The sequence below is a fragment of the Streptomyces sp. WMMC1477 genome (assembly GCF_027460245.1).
In the GTDB taxonomy this organism is placed as follows: domain Bacteria; phylum Actinomycetota; class Actinomycetes; order Streptomycetales; family Streptomycetaceae; genus Streptomyces.
Genome location: NZ_JAPZBD010000003.1, coordinates 197874 through 216662, shown reverse-complemented (window position 1 = coordinate 216662; position 18789 = coordinate 197874). Strand labels below are relative to the sequence as shown.

The 18789-nt window shown below is 73.8% G+C and carries 20 protein-coding genes; 17 read left to right on the top strand and 3 right to left on the bottom strand.

Annotated features, from left to right (window positions below):
- Positions 1–22 precede the first annotated feature (22 nt).
- Positions 23–1060 (bottom strand): DMT family transporter, encoded by a 1038-nt coding sequence (locus tag O7609_RS01450; RefSeq protein ID WP_269742950.1) that lies wholly within the window; start codon positions 1058–1060, stop codon positions 23–25.
- Here O7609_RS01450 and O7609_RS01445 point away from each other — a divergent pair.
- The 3 genes from O7609_RS01445 (at position 1059) to O7609_RS01435 (ending at position 3630) form a co-directional block, all read left to right on the top strand.
- Positions 1059–2513, top strand: coding sequence for an aminotransferase-like domain-containing protein (locus O7609_RS01445; protein WP_269733089.1), 1455 nt, complete (start codon positions 1059–1061; stop codon positions 2511–2513). The genes O7609_RS01450 and O7609_RS01445 overlap by 2 nt on opposite strands.
- Before the next feature lie 42 nt (positions 2514–2555).
- Entirely contained in the window at positions 2556–2975 is a 420-nt protein-coding gene (locus O7609_RS01440) for a GNAT family N-acetyltransferase (protein ID WP_269742949.1), read from the top strand.
- A gap of 61 nt (positions 2976–3036) precedes the next feature.
- A complete protein-coding gene (locus O7609_RS01435; RefSeq protein ID WP_269742948.1) occupies positions 3037–3630 on the top strand; it encodes a histidine phosphatase family protein in 594 nt (197 codons plus the stop codon).
- A gap of 77 nt (positions 3631–3707) precedes the next feature.
- Here the strand turns inward: O7609_RS01435 and O7609_RS01430 are convergent, their stop codons facing one another.
- Complete coding sequence (locus tag O7609_RS01430) at positions 3708–4490, bottom strand: LysR substrate-binding domain-containing protein (RefSeq protein WP_269742947.1); 783 nt, start codon at positions 4488–4490, stop codon at positions 3708–3710.
- Positions 4491–4548: 58 nt separating this feature from the next.
- On the opposite strand from O7609_RS01430, the gene O7609_RS01425 reads away from it, so the two are divergent.
- The 11 genes from O7609_RS01425 to O7609_RS01375 all read left to right on the top strand — a co-directional run bounded on the left by O7609_RS01425 (position 4549) and on the right by O7609_RS01375 (position 14742).
- Positions 4549–4959: a DUF5997 family protein gene (locus O7609_RS01425; RefSeq protein ID WP_269742946.1), complete on the top strand. Its 411-nt coding sequence runs from the start codon at positions 4549–4551 to the stop codon at positions 4957–4959.
- A 38-nt stretch (positions 4960–4997) separates the two neighbouring features.
- Positions 4998–5417, top strand: a complete 420-nt coding sequence (locus tag O7609_RS01420) for a helix-turn-helix transcriptional regulator (protein WP_269733084.1) — start codon at positions 4998–5000, stop codon at positions 5415–5417.
- 10 nt (positions 5418–5427) lie between these two features.
- The gene (locus O7609_RS01415) at positions 5428–5844 is read left to right on the top strand and encodes a VOC family protein (protein WP_269733083.1); all 417 of its coding nucleotides are present in this window, start codon (positions 5428–5430) and stop codon (positions 5842–5844) included.
- 280 nt (positions 5845–6124) lie between these two features.
- On the top strand, positions 6125–8515 hold the full coding sequence (locus O7609_RS01410) for an excinuclease ABC subunit UvrA (protein ID WP_269733082.1): 2391 nt from the start codon (positions 6125–6127) through the stop codon (positions 8513–8515).
- Between the two features lie 150 nt (positions 8516–8665).
- Positions 8666–9499, top strand: coding sequence for an alpha/beta fold hydrolase (locus O7609_RS01405; RefSeq protein ID WP_269733081.1), 834 nt, complete (start codon positions 8666–8668; stop codon positions 9497–9499).
- 135 nt (positions 9500–9634) lie between these two features.
- Positions 9635–9784, top strand: a complete 150-nt coding sequence (locus O7609_RS01400) for a hypothetical protein (protein WP_269742945.1) — start codon at positions 9635–9637, stop codon at positions 9782–9784.
- Between the two features lie 114 nt (positions 9785–9898).
- A complete protein-coding gene (gene argC / locus O7609_RS01395) occupies positions 9899–10927 on the top strand; it encodes an N-acetyl-gamma-glutamyl-phosphate reductase (RefSeq protein WP_269733079.1) in 1029 nt (342 codons plus the stop codon).
- Positions 10924–12075, top strand: coding sequence for a bifunctional glutamate N-acetyltransferase/amino-acid acetyltransferase ArgJ (gene argJ / locus O7609_RS01390; RefSeq protein WP_269733078.1), 1152 nt, complete (start codon positions 10924–10926; stop codon positions 12073–12075). The genes argC and argJ overlap by 4 nt, the downstream gene beginning before the upstream one ends.
- 5 nt (positions 12076–12080) lie before the next feature.
- Complete coding sequence (gene argB, locus O7609_RS01385) at positions 12081–12980, top strand: acetylglutamate kinase (RefSeq protein ID WP_269742944.1); 900 nt, start codon at positions 12081–12083, stop codon at positions 12978–12980.
- Positions 12977–14197: an acetylornithine transaminase gene (locus O7609_RS01380; protein WP_269742943.1), complete on the top strand. Its 1221-nt coding sequence runs from the start codon at positions 12977–12979 to the stop codon at positions 14195–14197. Before argB ends, O7609_RS01380 begins: the two co-directional genes overlap by 4 nt.
- Before the next feature lie 17 nt (positions 14198–14214).
- Positions 14215–14742 (top strand): arginine repressor, encoded by a 528-nt coding sequence (locus O7609_RS01375; RefSeq protein ID WP_269733075.1) that lies wholly within the window; start codon positions 14215–14217, stop codon positions 14740–14742.
- 187 nt (positions 14743–14929) lie between these two features.
- Here O7609_RS01375 and O7609_RS01370 read toward each other — a convergent pair whose 3' ends face one another.
- Complete coding sequence (locus O7609_RS01370; protein WP_269733074.1) at positions 14930–15523, bottom strand: pyridoxamine 5'-phosphate oxidase family protein; 594 nt, start codon at positions 15521–15523, stop codon at positions 14930–14932.
- A gap of 62 nt (positions 15524–15585) precedes the next feature.
- Here O7609_RS01370 and O7609_RS01365 point away from each other — a divergent pair, with 62 nt between their 5' ends.
- From O7609_RS01365 to argH, 3 genes are all read left to right on the top strand, one after another.
- Complete coding sequence (locus O7609_RS01365; RefSeq protein WP_269742942.1) at positions 15586–15951, top strand: DUF488 domain-containing protein; 366 nt, start codon at positions 15586–15588, stop codon at positions 15949–15951.
- Between the two features lie 85 nt (positions 15952–16036).
- Positions 16037–17233, top strand: a complete 1197-nt coding sequence (locus tag O7609_RS01360) for an argininosuccinate synthase (protein ID WP_269742941.1) — start codon at positions 16037–16039, stop codon at positions 17231–17233.
- A 105-nt stretch (positions 17234–17338) separates the two neighbouring features.
- Entirely contained in the window at positions 17339–18784 is a 1446-nt protein-coding gene (gene argH, locus O7609_RS01355) for an argininosuccinate lyase (RefSeq protein WP_269733071.1), read from the top strand.
- The last annotated feature ends 5 nt before the right edge of the window (positions 18785–18789 follow it).

Below are 18789 nucleotides of genomic sequence, written 5' to 3'. Positions count from 1 at the left end.
ATTCATCCGCGTCCGTGTCAGTTTAGGACGGACCGCGCACCCCGCCCACCGGACGCGCGTCCCCGCTGGGCCGGGCGGAGCCGCGGGCGGCGGAGCGCTGGGTGACGACGATGCAGCCCAGTACGGCGACCGCCGTCATCGGGGCGAGGGCGCCCGGGGCCTCGCCGAGGAGCAGGACCGCCCATCCGAGGGTGAGCAGCGGCTGGGCCAGCTGGAGCTGGCTGGCGCGGGCCACGCCGATCGTCGCCATGCCCCGGTACCAGACGGCCATGCCGAGGGTCTGCGAGCCGACGACCAGCCAGGCGAGCCCGGCCGCGGCGGTCCATCCGAAGTGCGCGGGCTCCACGGCGAGGGCGAGCAGCGCGCCCGGCACCGCCAGTGGCAGACAGCCCGCCAGCGCCCAGCAGATCACCTGCCACCCGGGCATCTCGCGGGCGAGCCGGCCGCCCTCGGCGTACCCCGCGGCGCAGACGAGCAGGGCCGCGAACAGGAAGCCGTCGGCCGTGGTGAGTCCTCCGCCCCCGTGCCGCAGCGCGAAGGCCACCACCACGGCGGCGCCGGTGAGGGCGGCGGCCCAGAACGGCCACGGCGGCCGGGCGTGGTGCCGCCAGGCGCTGTACGCGGCCGTCGTCAGGGGCAGCAGGCCCACCACGACGGCGGCGTGGGAGGTGCTCGACGTCTGCAGGGCCAGGGTGGTGAGCAGCGGGAAGCCGACGACGACTCCGGCGGCCACCAGGGCCAGCCCGGCCCAGTGGCGGCGGGCGGGGACGGGGACGCGGACGGCCAGGAGGCAGCCCAGGGCGAGCAGCCCGGCGAGGGCGAGCCGGCAGCCGGTCACCGACCAGGGGCCCAGACCCTCCAGGGCCCAGGTGGTGCCGGGGAAGGTCAGGGAGAAGGCGAGCACTCCGAGGGCGGCCAGCAGGCTGCCCCAGCCGGTGCCGGTGCGCCGGCCGGCGGGCGCGGCGTGTGCCCGAGTGCCTCCGGCGGTCGCGGTGTCGGGGCTCGAAGCGGTGGTGACCGCTATCGTCCGCTCGGCGATAGCGCTATCCTTGTCTCTCATGAATCAGAGTAGCAGTGTCGCCGAGCTGGCCAGAAGCCTGCGATCCGAGCTGAACCGCTACTCCACAGGGGAGCGGCTGCCCTCGAGCCGGGTGCTCGTCGACCGGTTCCGGGTCAGCCCCGTCACCGTGAGCCGGGCCCTGGCCCAGCTCGTCGCCGAGGGGCTGGTCGTCACCCGTCCGGGCGCCGGGGCCTTCCGTGCGGCACCGGCCGAGGCCGAGGCCCTCGCCGGGCAGCGCGGCGACACCTCCTGGCAGGAGGTGTCCCTCAGCGCCGAGTCCGCGGCCGACCAGGTGCCCCGCACCGTCGACGCCACCGGGCTGCTCACCACCCTCAGCCCGCTCGGCACCGGCGTCATCGGCCTGCACGGCGGCTATCTGCCCGCCGCGCTGCAGCCCGAGCGGGCCCTGTCCGCCGCGCTCGCCCGCGCGGGGCGGCGGCCGGACGCCTGGCGGCTCCCGCCCCTGGGCGGCGTGGCCGAGCTGCGGTCCTGGTTCGCCCGCGAGATCGCCGGGCCGGGCGGCGCCCGCACCGCGGACGAGGTGATCGTGACCGCGGGCGGCCAGAGCGCCATCACCACGGCACTGCGCGCCCTCGCCCCGCCGGGCGCGCCGGTCCTCGTCGAGTCGCCCACCTACCCCGGGCTGCTGGCCGTCGCCCGCGCCTCCGGACTGCGCCCCGTGCCCGTCCCGGCCGACGCGGACGGGGTCCGGGCCGACCTCCTCGCCGACGCCTTCCGGGCCACCGGGGCCCGGGTGTTCGTGTGCCAGCCCCTGTTCCAGAACCCGACCGGGGCGGTCCTGGCGCCGGAGCGCCGGAGCGCCGTCCTGTCCGCCGCCCGGGCGGCCGGGGCGTTCATCGTCGAGGACGACTACGCCCGCCGGCTCGCGCACGAGGACGCGGGGGAGCCGCCGCCCACCCTCGCCGCCGAGGACTCGGACGGCATCGTCGTCCACCTGTGCTCCCTGACGAAAGTGACCTCGCCGAACCTGCGGGTGGGTGCCATCGCCGCCCGCGGCCCGGTGCTGGAGCGGCTGCGGGCCATCCAGATCGTCGACAGCTTCTTCGTGCCCCGGCCGCTCCAGGAGGCCGCGCTCGAACTCGTCGGCGCCCCCGCCTGGCCGCGCCACCTGCGGGCCGTCGCCGCCGAGCTGCGGGCCCGCCGTGGTGCCCTGCTGTCCGCCCTCGCGGCCGAACTGCCCGAGCTCGTCCCCTCCCACGTCCCCCGGGGCGGGTTCCAGCTGTGGCTGCGGCTGCCGCCGAGCGCGGACGAGTCCGCCGTCACCGCGAACGCCCTGCGTGCCGGGGTGGCCGTGGCTCCCGGCCGTCCCTACTTCGCGGCCGAGCCGCCCGCGCCGCACCTGCGGCTGTCCTTCGCCTCCGCCGCCGGACCCGCCGAACTGGCCGAGGGTGTTCACCGGCTGCGGGCCGCCGTCCCGGCCCCGGCGGGTTAACCCGGTTGTCGCGCGCGGGCCGGGCTTGAAAACCTGCCGATCATGAACGACGGCTATGAGATCTCCACCGACCCGGCCCGGCTCGACGTCGAACGGCTGCACCACTGGTTGTCCACGGACGCCTACTGGGCCCTGGGCCGCAGCCGCGAGCAGCAGGAGCGCGCCATCGCCGCTTCCCTCAACTTCGGCGTCTACGCGACGGCCGACGGCCGGCAGATCGGCTACGCCCGGGTCGTCACCGACCGCGCCACGTTCGCCTGGCTCTGCGACGTCTACGTCGACCGCGCGGTGCGCGGCACGGGTGTGGGCGGGGCGCTGGTCGAGGCCGTCTGCGCCGAGCTGGAGCCCGACGGGCTGCGCCGCATCCTGCTGGCCACCGCGGACGCCCACGGCCTCTACGGCAGGTTCGGCTTCACAGGCATGGCGGAACCCGAGCGCTACATGACCCGTGGCATGCCGTGAGGGCCTGAACCAGCCTGCCGGAGGGATCGAACAAACGCGCCGATCGCTCTACGATCGCGCAATGCGCGCCCGACTCACGCTGCTCGCCGCCGCCCGGAGCGCCCCCCTGCTGGACACCCGGTTCGACGACGACCGGCCCCTGGACGACGCCGGCTGGCTGGAGCTGCGGCGGCTGGCCCCCGCCTTCGGTCCCCTGGCCGCCGCCGAGCTGCGCTACTGCTCGCCGTCCGCGGGCTGCCGGGACACGGGCCGTGCCCTCGGCCTGGCTCCCCTCGCCCAGCCCGCCCTGCGCGACTGCGACATGGGCCGCTGGACAGGCCGCACCCTGCGCGAGGTCATGGCGCTCGAGCCGCGCGCCGTCGCGGCCTGGCTCGCGGACCCGTTCGCGGCCCCCCACGGCGGCGAGTCCCTGGCCGGCTTCATCGCCCGGGTCGGCTCCTGGCTGGACACCCGTCCCGTGCCCGACCCCGGCCGTGGGGACGCCTCGGGCGGGGAGGGCTCCATCGTCGCCGTCGCCGAACCGGCCGTCGTCCGCGCGCTGCTGTGTCACGCCTTGACGGCGTCTCCCGGCGCCTACTGGCACCTGGACGTGCGTCCGCTGGCCACCGTCGCCCTCACCGCCCACGCCGGCCAGTGGACCGTGGCCGTGACGTGAACCGTGACGCCGGGGGAGGGGCCGCCGCGGATCCCGGGCGTTCGCCGCGGCCCGCGCGGGCGACCGCCGCCCGGGGGCTACGAGCGGCGTCGTGATCGGCCGCGTCCGGTCCCGCGCCCTCCGCCGCGGCCGGTGCCGGAGCCGCCGCGGCCCGTACCGCGTGCCTTCGCCGAGGCCGTGCCGGCGGCCTTCCGTGTGCGTTCGCCCGGTCCAGGCCGGCCGCCGCCCCCGGGCCGCGGCTGCGTCTGGGGCCGGCCGCGCGTGCTGTTGACGGTGCGGCCCCGCACGATCCCGATGAACTGCTCCATCAGGTCGGTCGTCTCCTCCTCGGGCCAGGACAGGGCCACGCGTGAGGCGGGCGCGTCGGAGACCGGCCGGTAGGTGAGGTCGCGGCGGTGGTGCAGCCGGGCGAGCGACTGGGGCACGACGAGCACCCCGACGCCCGCCGCCACCAGCTCGATCGCGTCGCCCGTCGTGGCCGGACGCTCCAGCGCGGGCACCCCCGGCGGACGCTCCCAGCCGAGAGTGTCGTCCAGCGGGTGCAGCACCGTCTCGTCGGCCAGCTCCGCCAGCGACACCTCGTCCACCGCCGCCACCAGGTGGTCCTTGGGCACGACGACCACCGTCGTCTCCGTGTACAGCGGGATCGCGTGCAGCCCGGCGCGATCGGCCGGCAGCCGCAGCAGCACCGCGTCGGCCCCGCCGCCGCGCACCGCTTCGGCCGCCTCGGCGGCGGGCACCGACAGCAGGTGCAGCGGGACGTCGGGCAGCCGCTCCTGCCAGATCCGCACCCACTTCCCCGGCGTCACGCCGGGGACGTAGGCGAGCCGGAACGAGGGAGCTGCTTGCGAGGCTGTCACGTGGCCAGGCTACCGGCGGGCGTCCGAACACCCCGCGCCCGCTCGATACCCTGGACCCATGACCTCGCACCAGACCTCCCAGACGATGAAGCCCGCTACCGCGGCCAAGAAGCTGGGTGTGTACCTCGCCGCCACTCCCGCCGCGTTCCAGGAAGGCGTGGTGTCGCGGGCCGAGCTGAACGCGTTCCAGGCCGACCCGCCGCAGTGGCTCCGCGAGCTGCGGCGCGACGGCCCGCACCCCCGGCCCGTGGTCGCTGCGAAGCTGGGTGTCTCCATCTCCGGCCTGGCCCGGAACGGGGTCACGGAGGCCCTCACCACCGAGCAGATCGAGGAGCTGAAGCGGGAGGAGCCCGAGTGGCTTCGGCGCGAGCGCGCCACTCAGGCGGAGGTCCGTCAGGAGGCGGCCCGGCTGAAGAGGCTGCGGGAGGAGAAGGCCGAGCGTCAGGGGGAGCCCCGCTCCCGCTCCTGACCCCTGCCGGGGCCGTCGGCGCGTGGGATGCTGGCGGCATGAACCTGGAGGACCTGAGACGGCTGCGCCGCGCCCGGGACGCGATGGACCGGGACTACGCGCAGCCGCTCGACGTTCCGGCGCTGGCGAAGCTCGCCCTCATGTCGCCCGGCCACTTCTCCCGCAGCTTCCGCGCGGCCTACGGAGAGACGCCGTACGGCTATCTGATGACCCGCCGCGTCGAGCGGGCGAAGGCGCTCCTGCGGCGCGGGGACCTCAGCGTGACCGAGGTCTGCTTCGCGGTGGGATGCACCTCCCTCGGTTCCTTCAGCTCGCGCTTCACGGAGCTGGTCGGCGTGAGCCCGAGCACCTACCGGGCCCGCGACCACGCGGCGGGAGCGCCGGTCCCGGCGTGCGTCGCCAAGGTCCACACGAGACCGGTCAGGAACGGAGAAGCGCGATCCGCCGCCACCTCGTAGCGTCGGTTCCATGAGTGTTCAGCTTTCACAGTGCTTCATCGCCGTCGACGACCACGACAAGGCGCTCACCTTCTACCGCGACGTCCTCGGTCTGGAGGTCCGCAACGACGTCGGGTTCGAGGACATGCGCTGGGTGACCGTCGGTTCACCCGCGCAGCCGGACGTCGAGATCGTCCTCGAACCGCCGCTGGCCGACCCGGGCGCCCCGGCCGCCGACCGGCAGGCGATGGCGGAGCTCCTGGCCAAGGGCATGCTGCGCGGCGTGATCTTCTCCACCGACGACGTCGACGCCACCTTCGAGCGGGTCCGGGCCGCCGGCGGCGAGGTCCTGCAGGAGCCCATGGACCAGCCCTACGGCGTCCGCGACTGTGCCTTCCGCGACCCGGCGGGCAACATGCTCCGCTTCAACCAGCCCCGCAAGCAGTAGCGACCCCGGACGGCCCGTTCCGGCGCCCCCGCCCGGGGACGCCGGAACGCGCCGCGCCAAGCGGCCTCGTCTCACCGGCACTTGGGCGAAAATCCCTGGTCGGATGTCACCGCCGTCCGGTAGACAGGAGCTTTCCGCCCCGCAGCCTTCCGCCCCGCGCCCGCCCCGAGCCCCGCCGAGCCCGCTCCGCGGCCGTGCCGCGCCCGGCCGGAGCGGGCACCCGAAGGGGCCTGACCGAGCCGGGCGGCACCGAGGCCCGCCCGAACACGATGGAGACAGGATGAGCAAGGCCACGAGGACGGACGCGCCGTCGCCTGCGCTGCCCATGGCCGACCGTCACGAGATGATCCGCGTGCACGGCGCGCGGGTGAACAACCTCAAGGACGTCAGCGTCGAGATCCCGAAGCGCCGCCTGACGGTGTTCACCGGTGTCTCGGGCTCCGGCAAGAGCTCGCTGGTGTTCGACACGATCGCCGCGGAGTCGCAGCGGCTGATCAACGAGACCTACAGCGCCTTTGTGCAGGGCTTCATGCCGACGCTGGCGCGGCCCGACGTCGACGTCCTCGACGGGCTGACCACCGCGATCACCGTCGACCAGCAGCGCATGGGCGGCGACCCCCGCTCGACGGTCGGCACCGCGACGGACGCCAACGCCATGCTCCGTATCCTCTTCAGCCGGCTCGGCCGGCCGCACGTCGGCCCGCCCAGCGCGTTCGCCTTCAACGTCGCCTCCGTCAGCGCCGCCGGAGCGATCACCGTCGACAAGGGCGCCAAGAAGGCCGAGAAGGTGACCTTCACCCGCACCGGCGGCATGTGCCCGGCGTGCGAGGGGCGGGGCACGGTCTCCGACATCGACCTCAGCCAGCTCTACGACGACTCCAAGTCCCTCGCCGAGGGCGCGTTCACCATTCCCGGCTGGAAGTCGGACAGCTTCTGGACCGTGCGGGTCTACGCCGAGTCGGGCTTCCTCGACCCGGACAAGCCGATCCGGAAGTTCACCGAGCGGGAGATGCGGGACTTCCTCCACCGGGAGCCGACCAAGGTGAAGGTGGAGGGCGTCAACCTCACCTACGAGGGGCTCATCCCCAAGATCCAGAAGTCCTTCCTCTCCAAGGACCGGGAGGCGATGCAGCCGCACATCCGCGCGTTCGTGGACCGGGCCGTCACCTTCACGGCCTGCCCCGAGTGCGACGGCACGCGGCTCAACGAGGCCGCCCGGTCGTCGACGATCGAGGGGATCTCCATCGCCGACGCCTGTGCGATGGAGATCAGGGACCTGGCCGGCTGGGTCCGCGCCCTCGAAGAACCTTCCGTGGCCCCGCTGCTCGACAGCCTGGGCCAGACCCTCGAGTCGTTCGTGGAGATCGGCCTCGGCTACCTCGCGCTGGACCGGCCCGCGGGCACACTCTCGGGCGGCGAGGCGCAGCGGGTCAAGATGATCCGCCACCTCGGCTCCTCGCTCACCGACGTCACCTACGTGTTCGACGAGCCCAGCATGGGCCTGCACCCCCACGACATCCAGCGCATGAACAACCTGCTGCTGCGCCTTCGGGACAAGGGCAACACGGTGCTCGTCGTGGAGCACAAGCCGGAGATGATCGCGATCGCCGACCACGTCGTCGACCTCGGCCCCGGCGCCGGCACGGGCGGCGGCACCGTCTGCTTCGAGGGCACCGTCGAGGGGCTGCGCAAGGGCGGCACCCTCACCGGCCGCCACCTCGACGACCGGGCCGCGGTCAAGGAGACGGTGCGCAAGCCCACCGGCATTCTTCCGATCCGCGGCGCGGCGACGCACAACCTGCGGGACGTCGACGTCGACCTCCCGCTCGGGGTGCTCACCGTCGTCACCGGCGTCGCGGGCTCCGGCAAGAGCTCGCTCGTGCACGGCTCGATCCCCGCGGACGAGGGCGTGGTGTCCGTCGACCAGAGCCCGATCCGCGGCTCGCGGCGCAGTAACCCCGCGACGTACACGGGACTGCTCGACCCGATCCGCAAGGCGTTCGCCAAGGCCAACGGCGTGAAGCCCGCGCTGTTCAGCGCCAACTCGGAGGGCGCCTGCCCCAACTGCAAGGGCGCCGGCGTCGTCTACACCGACCTGGCGATGATGGCCGGGGTCGCCGTCCCCTGCGAGGAGTGCGGGGGCAAGCGATTCGAGGCCTCCGTGCTCGACCACCACCTCGGCGGCCGGGACATCAGCGAGGTGCTCGCGATGTCGGTGGCCGAGGCCGAGGAGTTCTTCGGCACCGGGGACGCCCGCACCCCCGCGGCGCACAGGATCCTCGTCCGGCTCTCGGACGTCGGGCTCGGCTACCTCACCCTCGGCCAGCCGCTCACCACGCTGTCCGGCGGCGAGCGGCAGCGGCTCAAGCTGGCCACCCACATGGCGGACCAGGGCGGTGTCTACGTCCTCGACGAGCCGACCTCCGGGCTGCACCTCGCCGACGTCGAACAGCTTCTCGGGCTGCTCGACCGGCTCGTCGACTCCGGCAAGTCCGTCATCGTCGTCGAGCACCACCAGGCGGTCATGGCCCACGCCGACTGGATCATCGACCTCGGCCCCGGCGCCGGTCACGACGGCGGCCGGATCGTCTTCGAGGGCACGCCCGCCGAGCTCGTCGCCGACCGCTCCACCCTCACCGGCGAACACCTCGCGGCCTACGTCGGCGCCTGAGCGCCCCCGCGGCCCGGCGGCGGACCGGGTCCGTCCCGCCGCCGGGCCGCGGGGCGCCCGGCCGCGGACCTCCGACCAGAGCGATGAGTTCTCACCTCCGCGGGCGTCTCTATGAGGAACGGATCCACCACGACCTCACCCGGAGCACGCATGAGCACGCACGCCGCCGACACCGCCACCACCGGCTCCCTCGCCGTCCCCGGGGCCCGACTGCACTACGAGGTGCGCGGCGAGGGCCCGCTCGTCGTCCTCGTCGGCGCCCCGATGGACGCCGCCGCCTTCGCCCCGCTGGCCGAACTCCTCGCCACCGACCACACCGTGCTCACCACCGACCCCCGTGGCATCAACCGCAGCCCGCTGGACGACCCCGGGCAGGACTCGACGCCGGAGCTGCGCGCCGACGACCTGTCCCGGCTCATCGCCCACCTCGACGCGGGCCCGGCCGTCGTCCTCGGCTCCAGCGGCGGCGCCGTCAGCGCGCTCGCCCTCGTCCAGGACCACCCCGAGCAGGTGAGCACCCTCGTCGCCCACGAGCCCCCGCTGATCGAGCTGCTGGCGGACCGCGAGCGGCTGCGCACCGGGACGGAGGACCTCATCGCCACCTATCTCGCCGGCGACGTGATCCCCGCCTGGAAGAGGTTCTTCGCCCAGGCGGACATCGACATCCCCGAACCGGCGATCGAGCAGATGTTCGGCGGGGAGCGCGACCCGCGGGCCGTGGCCGACGAGCGCCGCTGGTTCGCCCACGAGATGCGCTTCTCCACCTACTGGCAGCCCGACCCCGCCGCCCTGCGGACCGCGTCCACCCGCGTCCTCGTCGGCGTCGGCGCCGACTCCGCCGGGCAGCTCTGCGACCGGACGTCCCAGGCCCTCGCCCGGGCGCTCGGCACCGAGCCGACGACGTTCCCCGGGGGCCACACCGGCTTCACCGAGACCCCGGAAGCCTTCGCCACCCGCCTGCGCGACGTGCTGCGCGAGGTCTGAACCGCCCGTGCGAGGTGCGGGGCCGGGCGGTACGCCGCCAGGCCCCGCACCTCGCGTGGCCGGCCGAGGCACCCCGGCTGGTTCGCGGGACGGGGTTAGGCGAACGCCGAGACGGTGGAGGAGCACCGCGTCGCCGTGCTCCGGATCCTGGCGGTCGACGCGCTGGACGTCGCCGCCGCGGGAGGCGCCGCCTACGTCGCCTTGCGGCTCACCGCGATGCAGGGCGAAGCCCGTGCGGCACTGCGCCGCGACCGGCCGGAGGTGGCCGCGCCCCCGGTGGCGTGAGCCCCCCGCCCGTCGACTCGTGCCCACGGCTCAGTGGTGTCCCGGGCCGGGCCGGATGAGGATTGCATAAAACTGTGCTGCTTCGTATAGTCATGCCATCGAAGAGGAGGAACGATGGCGGTAAGCGCGGCAGTGGCGGGGGCGAGCGGGTACGCGGGCGGTGAGATCCTGCGCCTGCTGCTCCAGCACCCCGAGGTGCGCATCGGCGCCCTGACCGGGAACTCCAACGCCGGGCGGGCGCTCGGCGAGCTGCAGCCGCAGCTCGCGGCGCTGGCCGGGCGGCGGCTGGAGCCCACCACGGCGGAGGTGCTGGCCGGGCATGACGCGGTGTTCCTCGCCCTGCCGCACGGGGAGTCGGCCGCCGTGGCGGAGCAGCTCGGCGAGGACACGCTGATCGTCGACTGCGGTGCCGACTTCCGACTCGCCGACAGCGCCGCCTGGGACCGGTTCTACGGCACCCCGCACGCCGGGACGTGGCCCTACGGCCTCCCTGAGCTGCCCGGTGGCCGGGAGCGGCTGCGCGGCACCCGGCGGGTGGCCGTCGCCGGCTGCTACCCGACGGCGGTCAGCCTCGCCCTGTTCCCGGCCTACGCCGCCGGAATCGTCGAGCCGGAGGCCGTCGTCGTCGCCGCGACGGGGACCTCCGGGGCCGGGAAGGCCCTCAAGCCGCATCTGCTGGGCAGTGAGGTGATGGGCGCGATGAGCCCCTACGGCGTCGGCGGCGTCCACCGGCACACGCCCGAGATGGTGCAGAACCTCTCCGCCGCGGCGGGGGAGCCCGTCACGGTGTCCTTCACGCCGACGCTCGCGCCGATGGCGCGGGGCATCCTCGCCACCTGCTCGGCCAAGGCCCGGCCCGGTGTCACCGGCGAGTCGCTGCGCGAGACGTACGCCAAGGCCCTCGCCGACGAGCCCTTCGTCCGGCTGCTCCCCGCCGGGCAGTGGCCCTCGACCGCGCACGTGCAGGGCTCGAACGCCGCCCTGCTCCAGGTCGCGCTGGACGAGGCCGCCGCGCGGGTCGTCGTCGTCAGCGCCATCGACAACCTCACGAAGGGCACCGCGGGCGGCGCGGTACAGAGCATGAACATCGCCCTCGGCCTGCCCGAGGACCTGGGACTGACGACGAACGGAGTCGCACCATGAGCGTGACAGCCGCCAAGGGGTTCACGGCGTCGGGCATCGCCGCCGGGCTCAAGGAGAGCGGTGACCCCGACCTGGCGCTCGTCGTCAACACGGGGCCGCGGCTGGCCGCGGCGGGCGTGTTCACCAGCAACCGTGTCAAGGCCGCTCCGGTGCTGTGGTCGGAGCAGGTGCTCGGCGGCGGCCAGGTCTCGGCCGTCGTCCTCAACTCCGGGGGCGCCAACGCCTGCACCGGTCCGCTCGGCTTCCAGGACACCCACGCCACCGCCGAGAAGGCGGCCGAGGTGCTGGGGCTGAACGCGGCCGAGGTCGCCGTCGCCTCCACCGGGCTCATCGGCATCCGGCTGCCGATGGACAAGCTGCTGCCCGGCCTCGGGACGGCGGCGGAGGCGCTGTCGGCCCACGGCGGGGAGAAGGCGGCCATCGCCATCAAGACGACGGACACCGTGCACAAGACGGCCGTCGCCGAGGGCCCGGGCTGGACGGTCGGCGGGATGGCCAAGGGCGCGGGCATGCTCGCCCCCGGGCTGGCCACGATGCTCGTCGTCCTCACCACGGACGCCGACGTCCCGGCCGCCGAGCTGGACGCCGCGCTGCGCGCCGCCACCCGTACGACCTTCGACCGGGTGGACTCCGACGGCTGCATGTCCACGAACGACACCGTGCTGCTGCTCGCCTCCGGTGCCTCCGGGACGGCGCCGGAGGCCGCCGAGTTCGCCGAGGCCGTCCGGGCCGTCTGCGACGACCTGGGGCAGCAGCTCATCCGCGACGCCGAGGGCGCCTCGAAGGACATCCGTGTCGAGGTGGTCAACGCGGCCAGCGAGGACGAGGCCGTCGACGTCGGCCGCACCATCGCCCGGAACAACCTGCTCAAGTGCGCCGTCCACGGCGAGGACCCCAACTGGGGCCGGGTGCTGTCCGCGATCGGCACCACCGACGCCACCTTCGAGCCGGACCAGCTGAACGTCGCGATCAACGGCGTGTGGGTGTGCAAGAACGGCTCGGTCGGCGAGGACCGCGAGCTGGTGGACATGCGCTACCGGGAGGTCCGCATCACCGCCGACCTGGCCGCGGGCCCGCACGCCGCCGTCATCTGGACCAACGACCTCACCGCCGACTACGTCCACGAGAACAGCGCCTATTCGTCATGAGGGTCATGAGCACGCGCAAGCACACCGCCCTGCCCAAAGCCCGCACGCTCATCGAGGCGCTGCCCTGGCTCACCCGGCACCACGGCAAGACCGTCGTCATCAAGTTCGGCGGCAACGCCATGGTCGACGAGGAGCTGAAGGCCGCCTTCGCGCAGGACGTCGTCTTCCTGCGGCACGCCGGGCTGCGCCCCGTCGTCGTCCACGGCGGCGGCCCGCAGATCAGCGCCCAGCTCGACAAGCTGGGCCTCGCCTCCGAGTTCACCGCCGGGCTGCGGGTGACGACGCCCGAGACGATGGACGTCGTCCGCATGGTGCTGGCCGGGCAGGTGCAGCGCGAGCTGGTCGGCCTGCTGAACCGGCACGGGCCGCTGGCCGTCGGCATGACCGGTGAGGACGCCCACCTGATGACGGCGACCAAGCGCTGGGCCGACGTGGACGGGGAGCGGGTGGACATCGGCCGGGTCGGCGACGTGACGGCCGTCGAGCCCGGTGCCGTCCGCGCCCTGCTGGACGACGGCCGCATCCCGGTCATCTCGTCCGTGGCCCGCAGCGCCGACGACGATCACGTGTACAACGTCAACGCCGACACGGCCGCGGCCGCGCTCGCCGCGGCCCTGGGTGCCGAGACGCTCATGGTGCTCACCGACGTCGAGGGCCTGTACGCGGACTGGCCCCACAGCGACGACGTCATCAGCAAGCTCACCGTCGCCGAGCTGGAGAAGCTGCTTCCGGGCCTGGCCAGCGGCATGGTGCCCAAGATGGAGGGCTGCCTGCACGCGGTGCGCGGCGGGGTGCGGACCGCGCGCGTGATCGACGGCCGGGTCCAGCACGCCATCCTGCTGGAGATCTTCACCGACGAGGGAATCGGCACCATGGTGGTGCCGGACGAGGGGGAACCGACATGACGACCGAAGCGCCCGCCCACGGCAACGCCGCCCTCACCCGGCGCTGGCAGAGCGCGCTCATGGACAACTACGGCACCCCGCGCGTGCCGCTCACCCACGGCGAGGGCGTCCGGCTGTGGGACGCCGACGGCAAGGAGTACCTGGACTTCACCGGCGGCATCGCGGTGACCTCGCTCGGCACCGGCCACCCGGCCGTGGTGCGGGCCGTCTCCGACCAGATCGCCACGCTCGGCCACGTCTCGAACCTGTTCATCTCCGAGCCGCCGGTCGCCCTGGCCGAGCGCCTGCTGGAGCTGGCGGGGCGCCCGGGAGCGGTGTACTTCTCCAACTCCGGCGCCGAGGCCGTCGAGGCGGCCGTCAAGCTCGGGCGGCGCACCGGGCGTACGCACATGGTCGCCACGGAGGGTGGCTTCCACGGCCGGACGATGGGCGCCCTCGCCCTGACCGGACAGCCGACGAAGCAGGACCCCTTCCGCCCGCTGCCCGGCGACGTCACGCACGTGCCCTACGGGGACGCGGAGGCGCTGCGGGCCGCCGTCACCGAGGACACCGCGCTGTTCGTGGTGGAGCCGGTCCAGGGCGAGAACGGCGTCGTCGTGCCGCCGGACGGCTACCTCGCCGCCGCCCGGGAGATCACCCGTGCCACCGGCGCGCTGCTCGTCGTCGACGAGATCCAGACCGGCATCGGCCGCACCGGGCACTGGTTCGCGTGCCGGGCCCAGGGCGTCGAGCCGGACGTCATCACGCTGGCGAAGGGGCTCGGCGCGGGGATGCCCATCGGGGCGACGCTCGCCTTCGGGGACGCGGCGGGGCTGTTGACGCCGGGTCAGCACGGGTCGACGTTCGGCGGCAACCCCGTCGCGTGCGCGGCCGGTCTCGCGGTGCTGGACACCCTCGCGGCCGACGGGCTGCTCGGTCACGTCCAGCGGGTCGGGGCCCGACTCCGGGAGGGCGTCTGGGCGTTGGGCCATCCGTTGATCGACCGGGTCCGCGGCGCCGGACTGCTGCTGGGTATCGTGCTCACCGAGCCCGTCGCCGCCCAGGTGCAGCAGTCGGCTCAGGACGCGGGATTCCTCGTGAACGCGGTCGCTCCGGACGTGATCCGGCTGGCGCCTCCGCTGGTCATCTCGGAAGGCGAAGCGGACGCTCTGGTGCGGGCGCTTCCCGGCGTCCTCGACGCGGTCGATCCCGCGCGTCCAGCCCGTACCGCCCGATGAGCCGGAGAGTGACGACGATGACCGAGGAGCACCCAGGCGGACAGGCCGTGCCGCAGACGCGCACGGCGCGCCACCGCCGGATCGTGGACATCCTCGGCCGGCAGCCCGTGCGCTCCCAGAGCCAGCTGGCCAAGCTGCTCGCCGACGACGGGCTCTCCGTCACCCAGGCCACCCTCTCGCGCGACCTGGACGAGCTGGGGGCGGTGAAGATCCGCAACACCGGAGGGGAGCTGATCTACGCCGTCCCCGGCGAGGGCGGCGACCGCACGCCGCGCGCGCCGCTGGGGGAATCCGCCACCGAGGGCCGCATGGCCCGGCTGGCCGGGGAGCTGATGATCTCCGCGGAGGCCTCGGCGAACCTGGTCGTCCTGCGCACCCCGCCGGGCGCGGCCCAGTTCCTGGCGTCGGCGATCGACCAGGCGGGGGTCCACGAGATCATCGGCACGATCGCCGGTGACGACACGCTGCTGCTCATCAGCCGGGCTCCGGAGGGCGGGCAGGCGCTCGCCGACCACCTGCTGAACCTGGCCGAACGCCACCGCTGAGCCCGGCGGCCCGGCCCCGCGGCCGGGCGGCCGGGCGGAAATCCGGGTGACGCCGGGCGGGCAACGGCCGATGATCGGACCGTCGTCCCGTTGACGCCCACGCCGAGGAGTGCGTCCCATGCCGCGTCGTCACACCGCCCCCGGCCAGCTCGTCGAGATCACCGCGGTGGCGACGGTGCCCTGAGTTCTACGCCGGGGGCGGCATCTGCGGCAGGGGCAGCGGGAGCCCGGGCAGCCCGTCCATGCTGGTGGCGACGTCGGGCTTCTTGTGGAAGTAGGCGTCCAGGCTCTCCTGCGTCTCCCGCTCGAACCGGGAGGCGTGCAGCGGGCGGTCCTCGTCGTAGGTCATGAACGGCACCGCGTATCCGCAGGTGTCGCGTATCTGCTCGGCCGTGACGACGATGACGGCGCGCAGTCCGTGCCGCGTGCCGTCGATGTCCGGGAAGTGCGTCAGCAGCTCCGGGAAGCGCGGGTCGTCGCGGAAGACGGGCTCCCCGTGGCCGTGCACGCGCAGGATGTTCGGCGGCCCGGAGAACGCGCACCACATCAGGGTGACGCGGCCGTTCTCCCGCAGGTGGGCGATGGTCTCGGCGTTGCTCCCGGCGACGTCCAGGTAGGCGACGGTGTGTTCGTCCAGGACGGCGAGCGAGCCGCGCAGGCCCTTCGGCGACAGGTTGATCGTGCCGTCGCCGGACAACGGGGCGGTGGCGGTGAAGAAGACGGGCTGCTCCTCGATGAAGGTGCGCAGCCGGTCGTCGATGCGGTCATGGCTCTTTCCCATGGTGATCACCATGCCACCCCGGGCGCGTGCGCGGGGCGGCGCGGTGGCGCACGATGGCGGTCATGGAGTCGGTCGAGGTGCGCGTGCGGCGGGTGTACGAGACGCCCGGGGCGGACGACGGCAAGCGCGTGCTGGTCGACCGGCTGTGGCCGCGCGGCCTGTCCCGTCAGGCGGCGGCCCTGGACGCCTGGGCGAAGGACGTCGCGCCCTCGGACGGGCTGCGCCGCCGGTACGGCCACGACCCCGAGCGCTGTGCGGACTTCGTCCGGGACTACCGCGCCGAGCTGCGCGAGCCCGGGCGCCGGGAGGCCGTCGAGCGGCTGCGGGAGCTGGCCGGAGGCTCCCGGCTGACGCTGCTGACGGCCACCCGGGAGGTGGCGCGGAGCCACGTCCCGGTGCTGTTGGAGGCCCTGCGCGAACCTGGCTGACCTGCGGTGATGTGGGTGCGTTGACGAACCATGCGGAGGAGTGCATACTTATGCCAGTCGCCGTATGGATCGTTAGGAGACCCCCGTGACCGAGCGCGTCGTACTCGCCTATTCCGGCGGCCTGGACACCTCCGTCTGTATCGGATGGATCGCGGAGGAGACCGGGGCCGAGGTCGTCGCCGTCGCCGTGGACGTCGGCCAGGGCGGCGAGGATCTGGACGTCATCCGCAAGCGCGCGCTCGCCTGCGGGGCCGTCGAGGCGGAGGTCGCCGACGCCAAGGACGAGTTCGCCGACGAGTACTGCCTCCCGGCGGTCAAGGCGAACGCCCTCTACATGGACCGCTACCCGCTGGTCTCGGCGCTGTCCCGGCCCGTCATCGTCAAGCACCTGGTGGCCGCCGCCCGCAAGCACGGGGCCACGACGGTCGCCCACGGCTGCACCGGCAAGGGCAACGACCAGGTGCGGTTCGAGGCCGGCATCTCCTCCCTCGCCCCCGACCTGAAGTGCATCGCCCCCGTGCGGGACTACGCGATGACCCGGGACAAGGCCATCGCCTTCTGCGAGGAGAAGAACCTCCCGATCGCGACGACGAAGAAGTCGCCGTACTCCATCGACCAGAACGTCTTCGGCCGGGCCGTGGAGACCGGCTTCCTGGAGGACATCTGGAACGCCCCGATCGAGGACGTCTACGAGTACACGGAGAACCCCGCCGCGGCCCGGGAGGCCGACGAGGTCGTCATCACCTTCAAGGAGGGTGTCCCGGTCGCGATCGACGGGAAGCCCGTCACCGTCCTGCAGGCGATCCAGCAGCTCAACGAGCGGGCCGGGGCCCAGGGCGTCGGGCGGATCGACATGGTGGAGGACCGGCTGGTCGGCATCAAGTCGCGGGAGGTCTACGAGGCCCCCGGCGCGATCGCGCTGATCACCGCCCACCAGGAGCTGGAGAACGTCACCGTCGAGCGGGAGCTGGCGCGCTACAAGCGGCAGGTCGAGCAGCGCTGGGGCGAGCTGGTCTACGACGGCCTGTGGTTCTCCCCGCTCAAGCGGGCGCTGGACGGCTTCGTCGACGAGGCCAGCGCGCACGTCAGCGGTGACATCCGGATGACCCTGCACGGCGGCCGGGCCGTCGTCACCGGCCGGCGGTCGGAGGCGTCCCTGTACGACTTCAACCTCGCCACCTACGACACCGGCGACACCTTCGACCAGTCCCTGTCCAAGGGCTTCATCGAGCTCTTCGGCATGTCGAGCAAGATCGCGGCCAAGCGGGACCTCGCGCAGTAACCTGCGCCCACCCCCCCCCGGGGGCAGCAGCACCGAGGCCGCCGTCCCGCCCACTCCGGGCGGGACGGCGGCCCGCATGAGTACGGACGACGAGGAGCGGAACGGATGACCAACGGTGTCGAGCAGGGCGCGGACGGCGGCGACGTGCGGCTGTGGGGCGGGCGCTTCGCCGACGGCCCCTCCGAGGCGCTGGCCAGGCTCAGCGCGTCCGTCCACTTCGACTGGCGGCTCGCCCCCTACGACATCGCCGGCTCCCGCGCCCACGCCCGCGTCCTCAACCGGGCCGGGCTGCTGACCGCCGAGGAGCTGGCGCGCATGCTCGCGGGCCTCGACCGGCTGGAGTCCGACGTCGCCGACGGCTCCTTCACCGGCACCGTCGCGGACGAGGACGTGCACACCGCGCTCGAACGCGGCCTGCTGGAGCGGCTCGGCCCCGACCTCGGCGGCAAGCTGCGCGCCGGGCGCTCCCGCAACGACCAGGTGGCCACGCTCTTCCGGATGTACCTGCGTGACCACGCCCGGATCATCGGCGGACTGCTCACCGATCTCCAGGAGGCGCTGACCGGGCTCGCCGAGGCGCACCCGGACGTCGCCATGCCCGGGCGCACCCACCTCCAGCACGCCCAGCCCGTGCTCTTCGCCCACCACGTGCTGGCGCACGTCCAGGCACTGGGCCGGAACGCGGAGCGGCTGCGGCAGTGGGACGAGCGCACCGCCGTCTCCCCCTACGGCTCCGGCGCGCTGGCCGGCTCCTCGCTCGGTCTCGACCCGCAGGCCGTCGCCGCCGACCTCGGCTTCGAGCACGGCTCGGCGGCCAACTCGATCGACGGTACGGCCTCCCGCGACTTCGTCGCCGAGTTCGCCTTCATCACGGCGATGACCGGTGTCGACCTGTCCCGGATCGCCGAGGAGATCATCATCTGGAACACGAAGGAGTTCTCCTTCGTGACCCTGCACGACGCCTTTTCGACCGGCTCCTCGATCATGCCGCAGAAGAAGAACCCCGACATCGCGGAGCTGGCCCGGGGCAAGTCCGGCCGGCTGATCGGCAACCTGACGGGGCTGCTGGCCACCCTGAAGGCCCTGCCGCTGGCCTACAACCGGGACCTGCAGGAGGACAAGGAGCCCGTCTTCGACTCCTGCGACCAACTGGAGGTGCTGCTGCCCGCCTTCACCGGCATGATGGCCACGCTCACCGTCAACCGGGAGCGGATGGAGGAGCTGGCCCCGGCCGGGTTCTCCCTGGCCACCGACATCGCCGAGTGGCTGGTCCGGCAGGGCGTGCCGTTCCGCGTCGCGCACGACGTCGCGGGCGCCTGCGTCAAGGAGTGCGAGCGCACCGGCATCGAGCTGGACGAGCTGACGGACGAGCAGTTCGCCGCGCTCTCCCCGCACCTGACGCCCGAGGTCCGCGGCGTGCTCAACGTGCCGGGCGCGCTCGCGTCCCGCGGCGGCCGGGGCGGCACCGCGCCCTCCGCGGTGGCGGCGCAGCTCGCCGAGGTGAAGGCCGATCTGGTGAAGCAGCGGGAGTGGGCGAGCGCCAAGGGGTGAGCTTG

Coding starts and splice junctions, on each gene's coding strand:
- argC (WP_269733079.1), top strand. CDS start 9,899: ATGGCGGTAAGCGCGGCAGTGGCGGGGGCGAGCGGGTACGCGGGCGGT.
- O7609_RS01440 (WP_269742949.1), top strand. CDS start 2,556: ATGAACGACGGCTATGAGATCTCCACCGACCCGGCCCGGCTCGACGTC.
- O7609_RS01365 (WP_269742942.1), top strand. CDS start 15,586: ATGGAGTCGGTCGAGGTGCGCGTGCGGCGGGTGTACGAGACGCCCGGG.
- argJ (WP_269733078.1), top strand. CDS start 10,924: ATGAGCGTGACAGCCGCCAAGGGGTTCACGGCGTCGGGCATCGCCGCC.
- O7609_RS01435 (WP_269742948.1), top strand. CDS start 3,037: ATGCGCGCCCGACTCACGCTGCTCGCCGCCGCCCGGAGCGCCCCCCTG.
- O7609_RS01425 (WP_269742946.1), top strand. CDS start 4,549: ATGACCTCGCACCAGACCTCCCAGACGATGAAGCCCGCTACCGCGGCC.
- argH (WP_269733071.1), top strand. CDS start 17,339: ATGACCAACGGTGTCGAGCAGGGCGCGGACGGCGGCGACGTGCGGCTG.
- O7609_RS01405 (WP_269733081.1), top strand. CDS start 8,666: ATGAGCACGCACGCCGCCGACACCGCCACCACCGGCTCCCTCGCCGTC.
- O7609_RS01415 (WP_269733083.1), top strand. CDS start 5,428: ATGAGTGTTCAGCTTTCACAGTGCTTCATCGCCGTCGACGACCACGAC.
- O7609_RS01370 (WP_269733074.1), bottom strand. CDS start 15,523: ATGGGAAAGAGCCATGACCGCATCGACGACCGGCTGCGCACCTTCATC.
- O7609_RS01375 (WP_269733075.1), top strand. CDS start 14,215: ATGACCGAGGAGCACCCAGGCGGACAGGCCGTGCCGCAGACGCGCACG.
- O7609_RS01420 (WP_269733084.1), top strand. CDS start 4,998: ATGAACCTGGAGGACCTGAGACGGCTGCGCCGCGCCCGGGACGCGATG.
- O7609_RS01410 (WP_269733082.1), top strand. CDS start 6,125: ATGAGCAAGGCCACGAGGACGGACGCGCCGTCGCCTGCGCTGCCCATG.
- O7609_RS01445 (WP_269733089.1), top strand. CDS start 1,059: ATGAATCAGAGTAGCAGTGTCGCCGAGCTGGCCAGAAGCCTGCGATCC.
- O7609_RS01380 (WP_269742943.1), top strand. CDS start 12,977: ATGACGACCGAAGCGCCCGCCCACGGCAACGCCGCCCTCACCCGGCGC.
- O7609_RS01450 (WP_269742950.1), bottom strand. CDS start 1,060: ATGAGAGACAAGGATAGCGCTATCGCCGAGCGGACGATAGCGGTCACC.
- argB (WP_269742944.1), top strand. CDS start 12,081: ATGAGCACGCGCAAGCACACCGCCCTGCCCAAAGCCCGCACGCTCATC.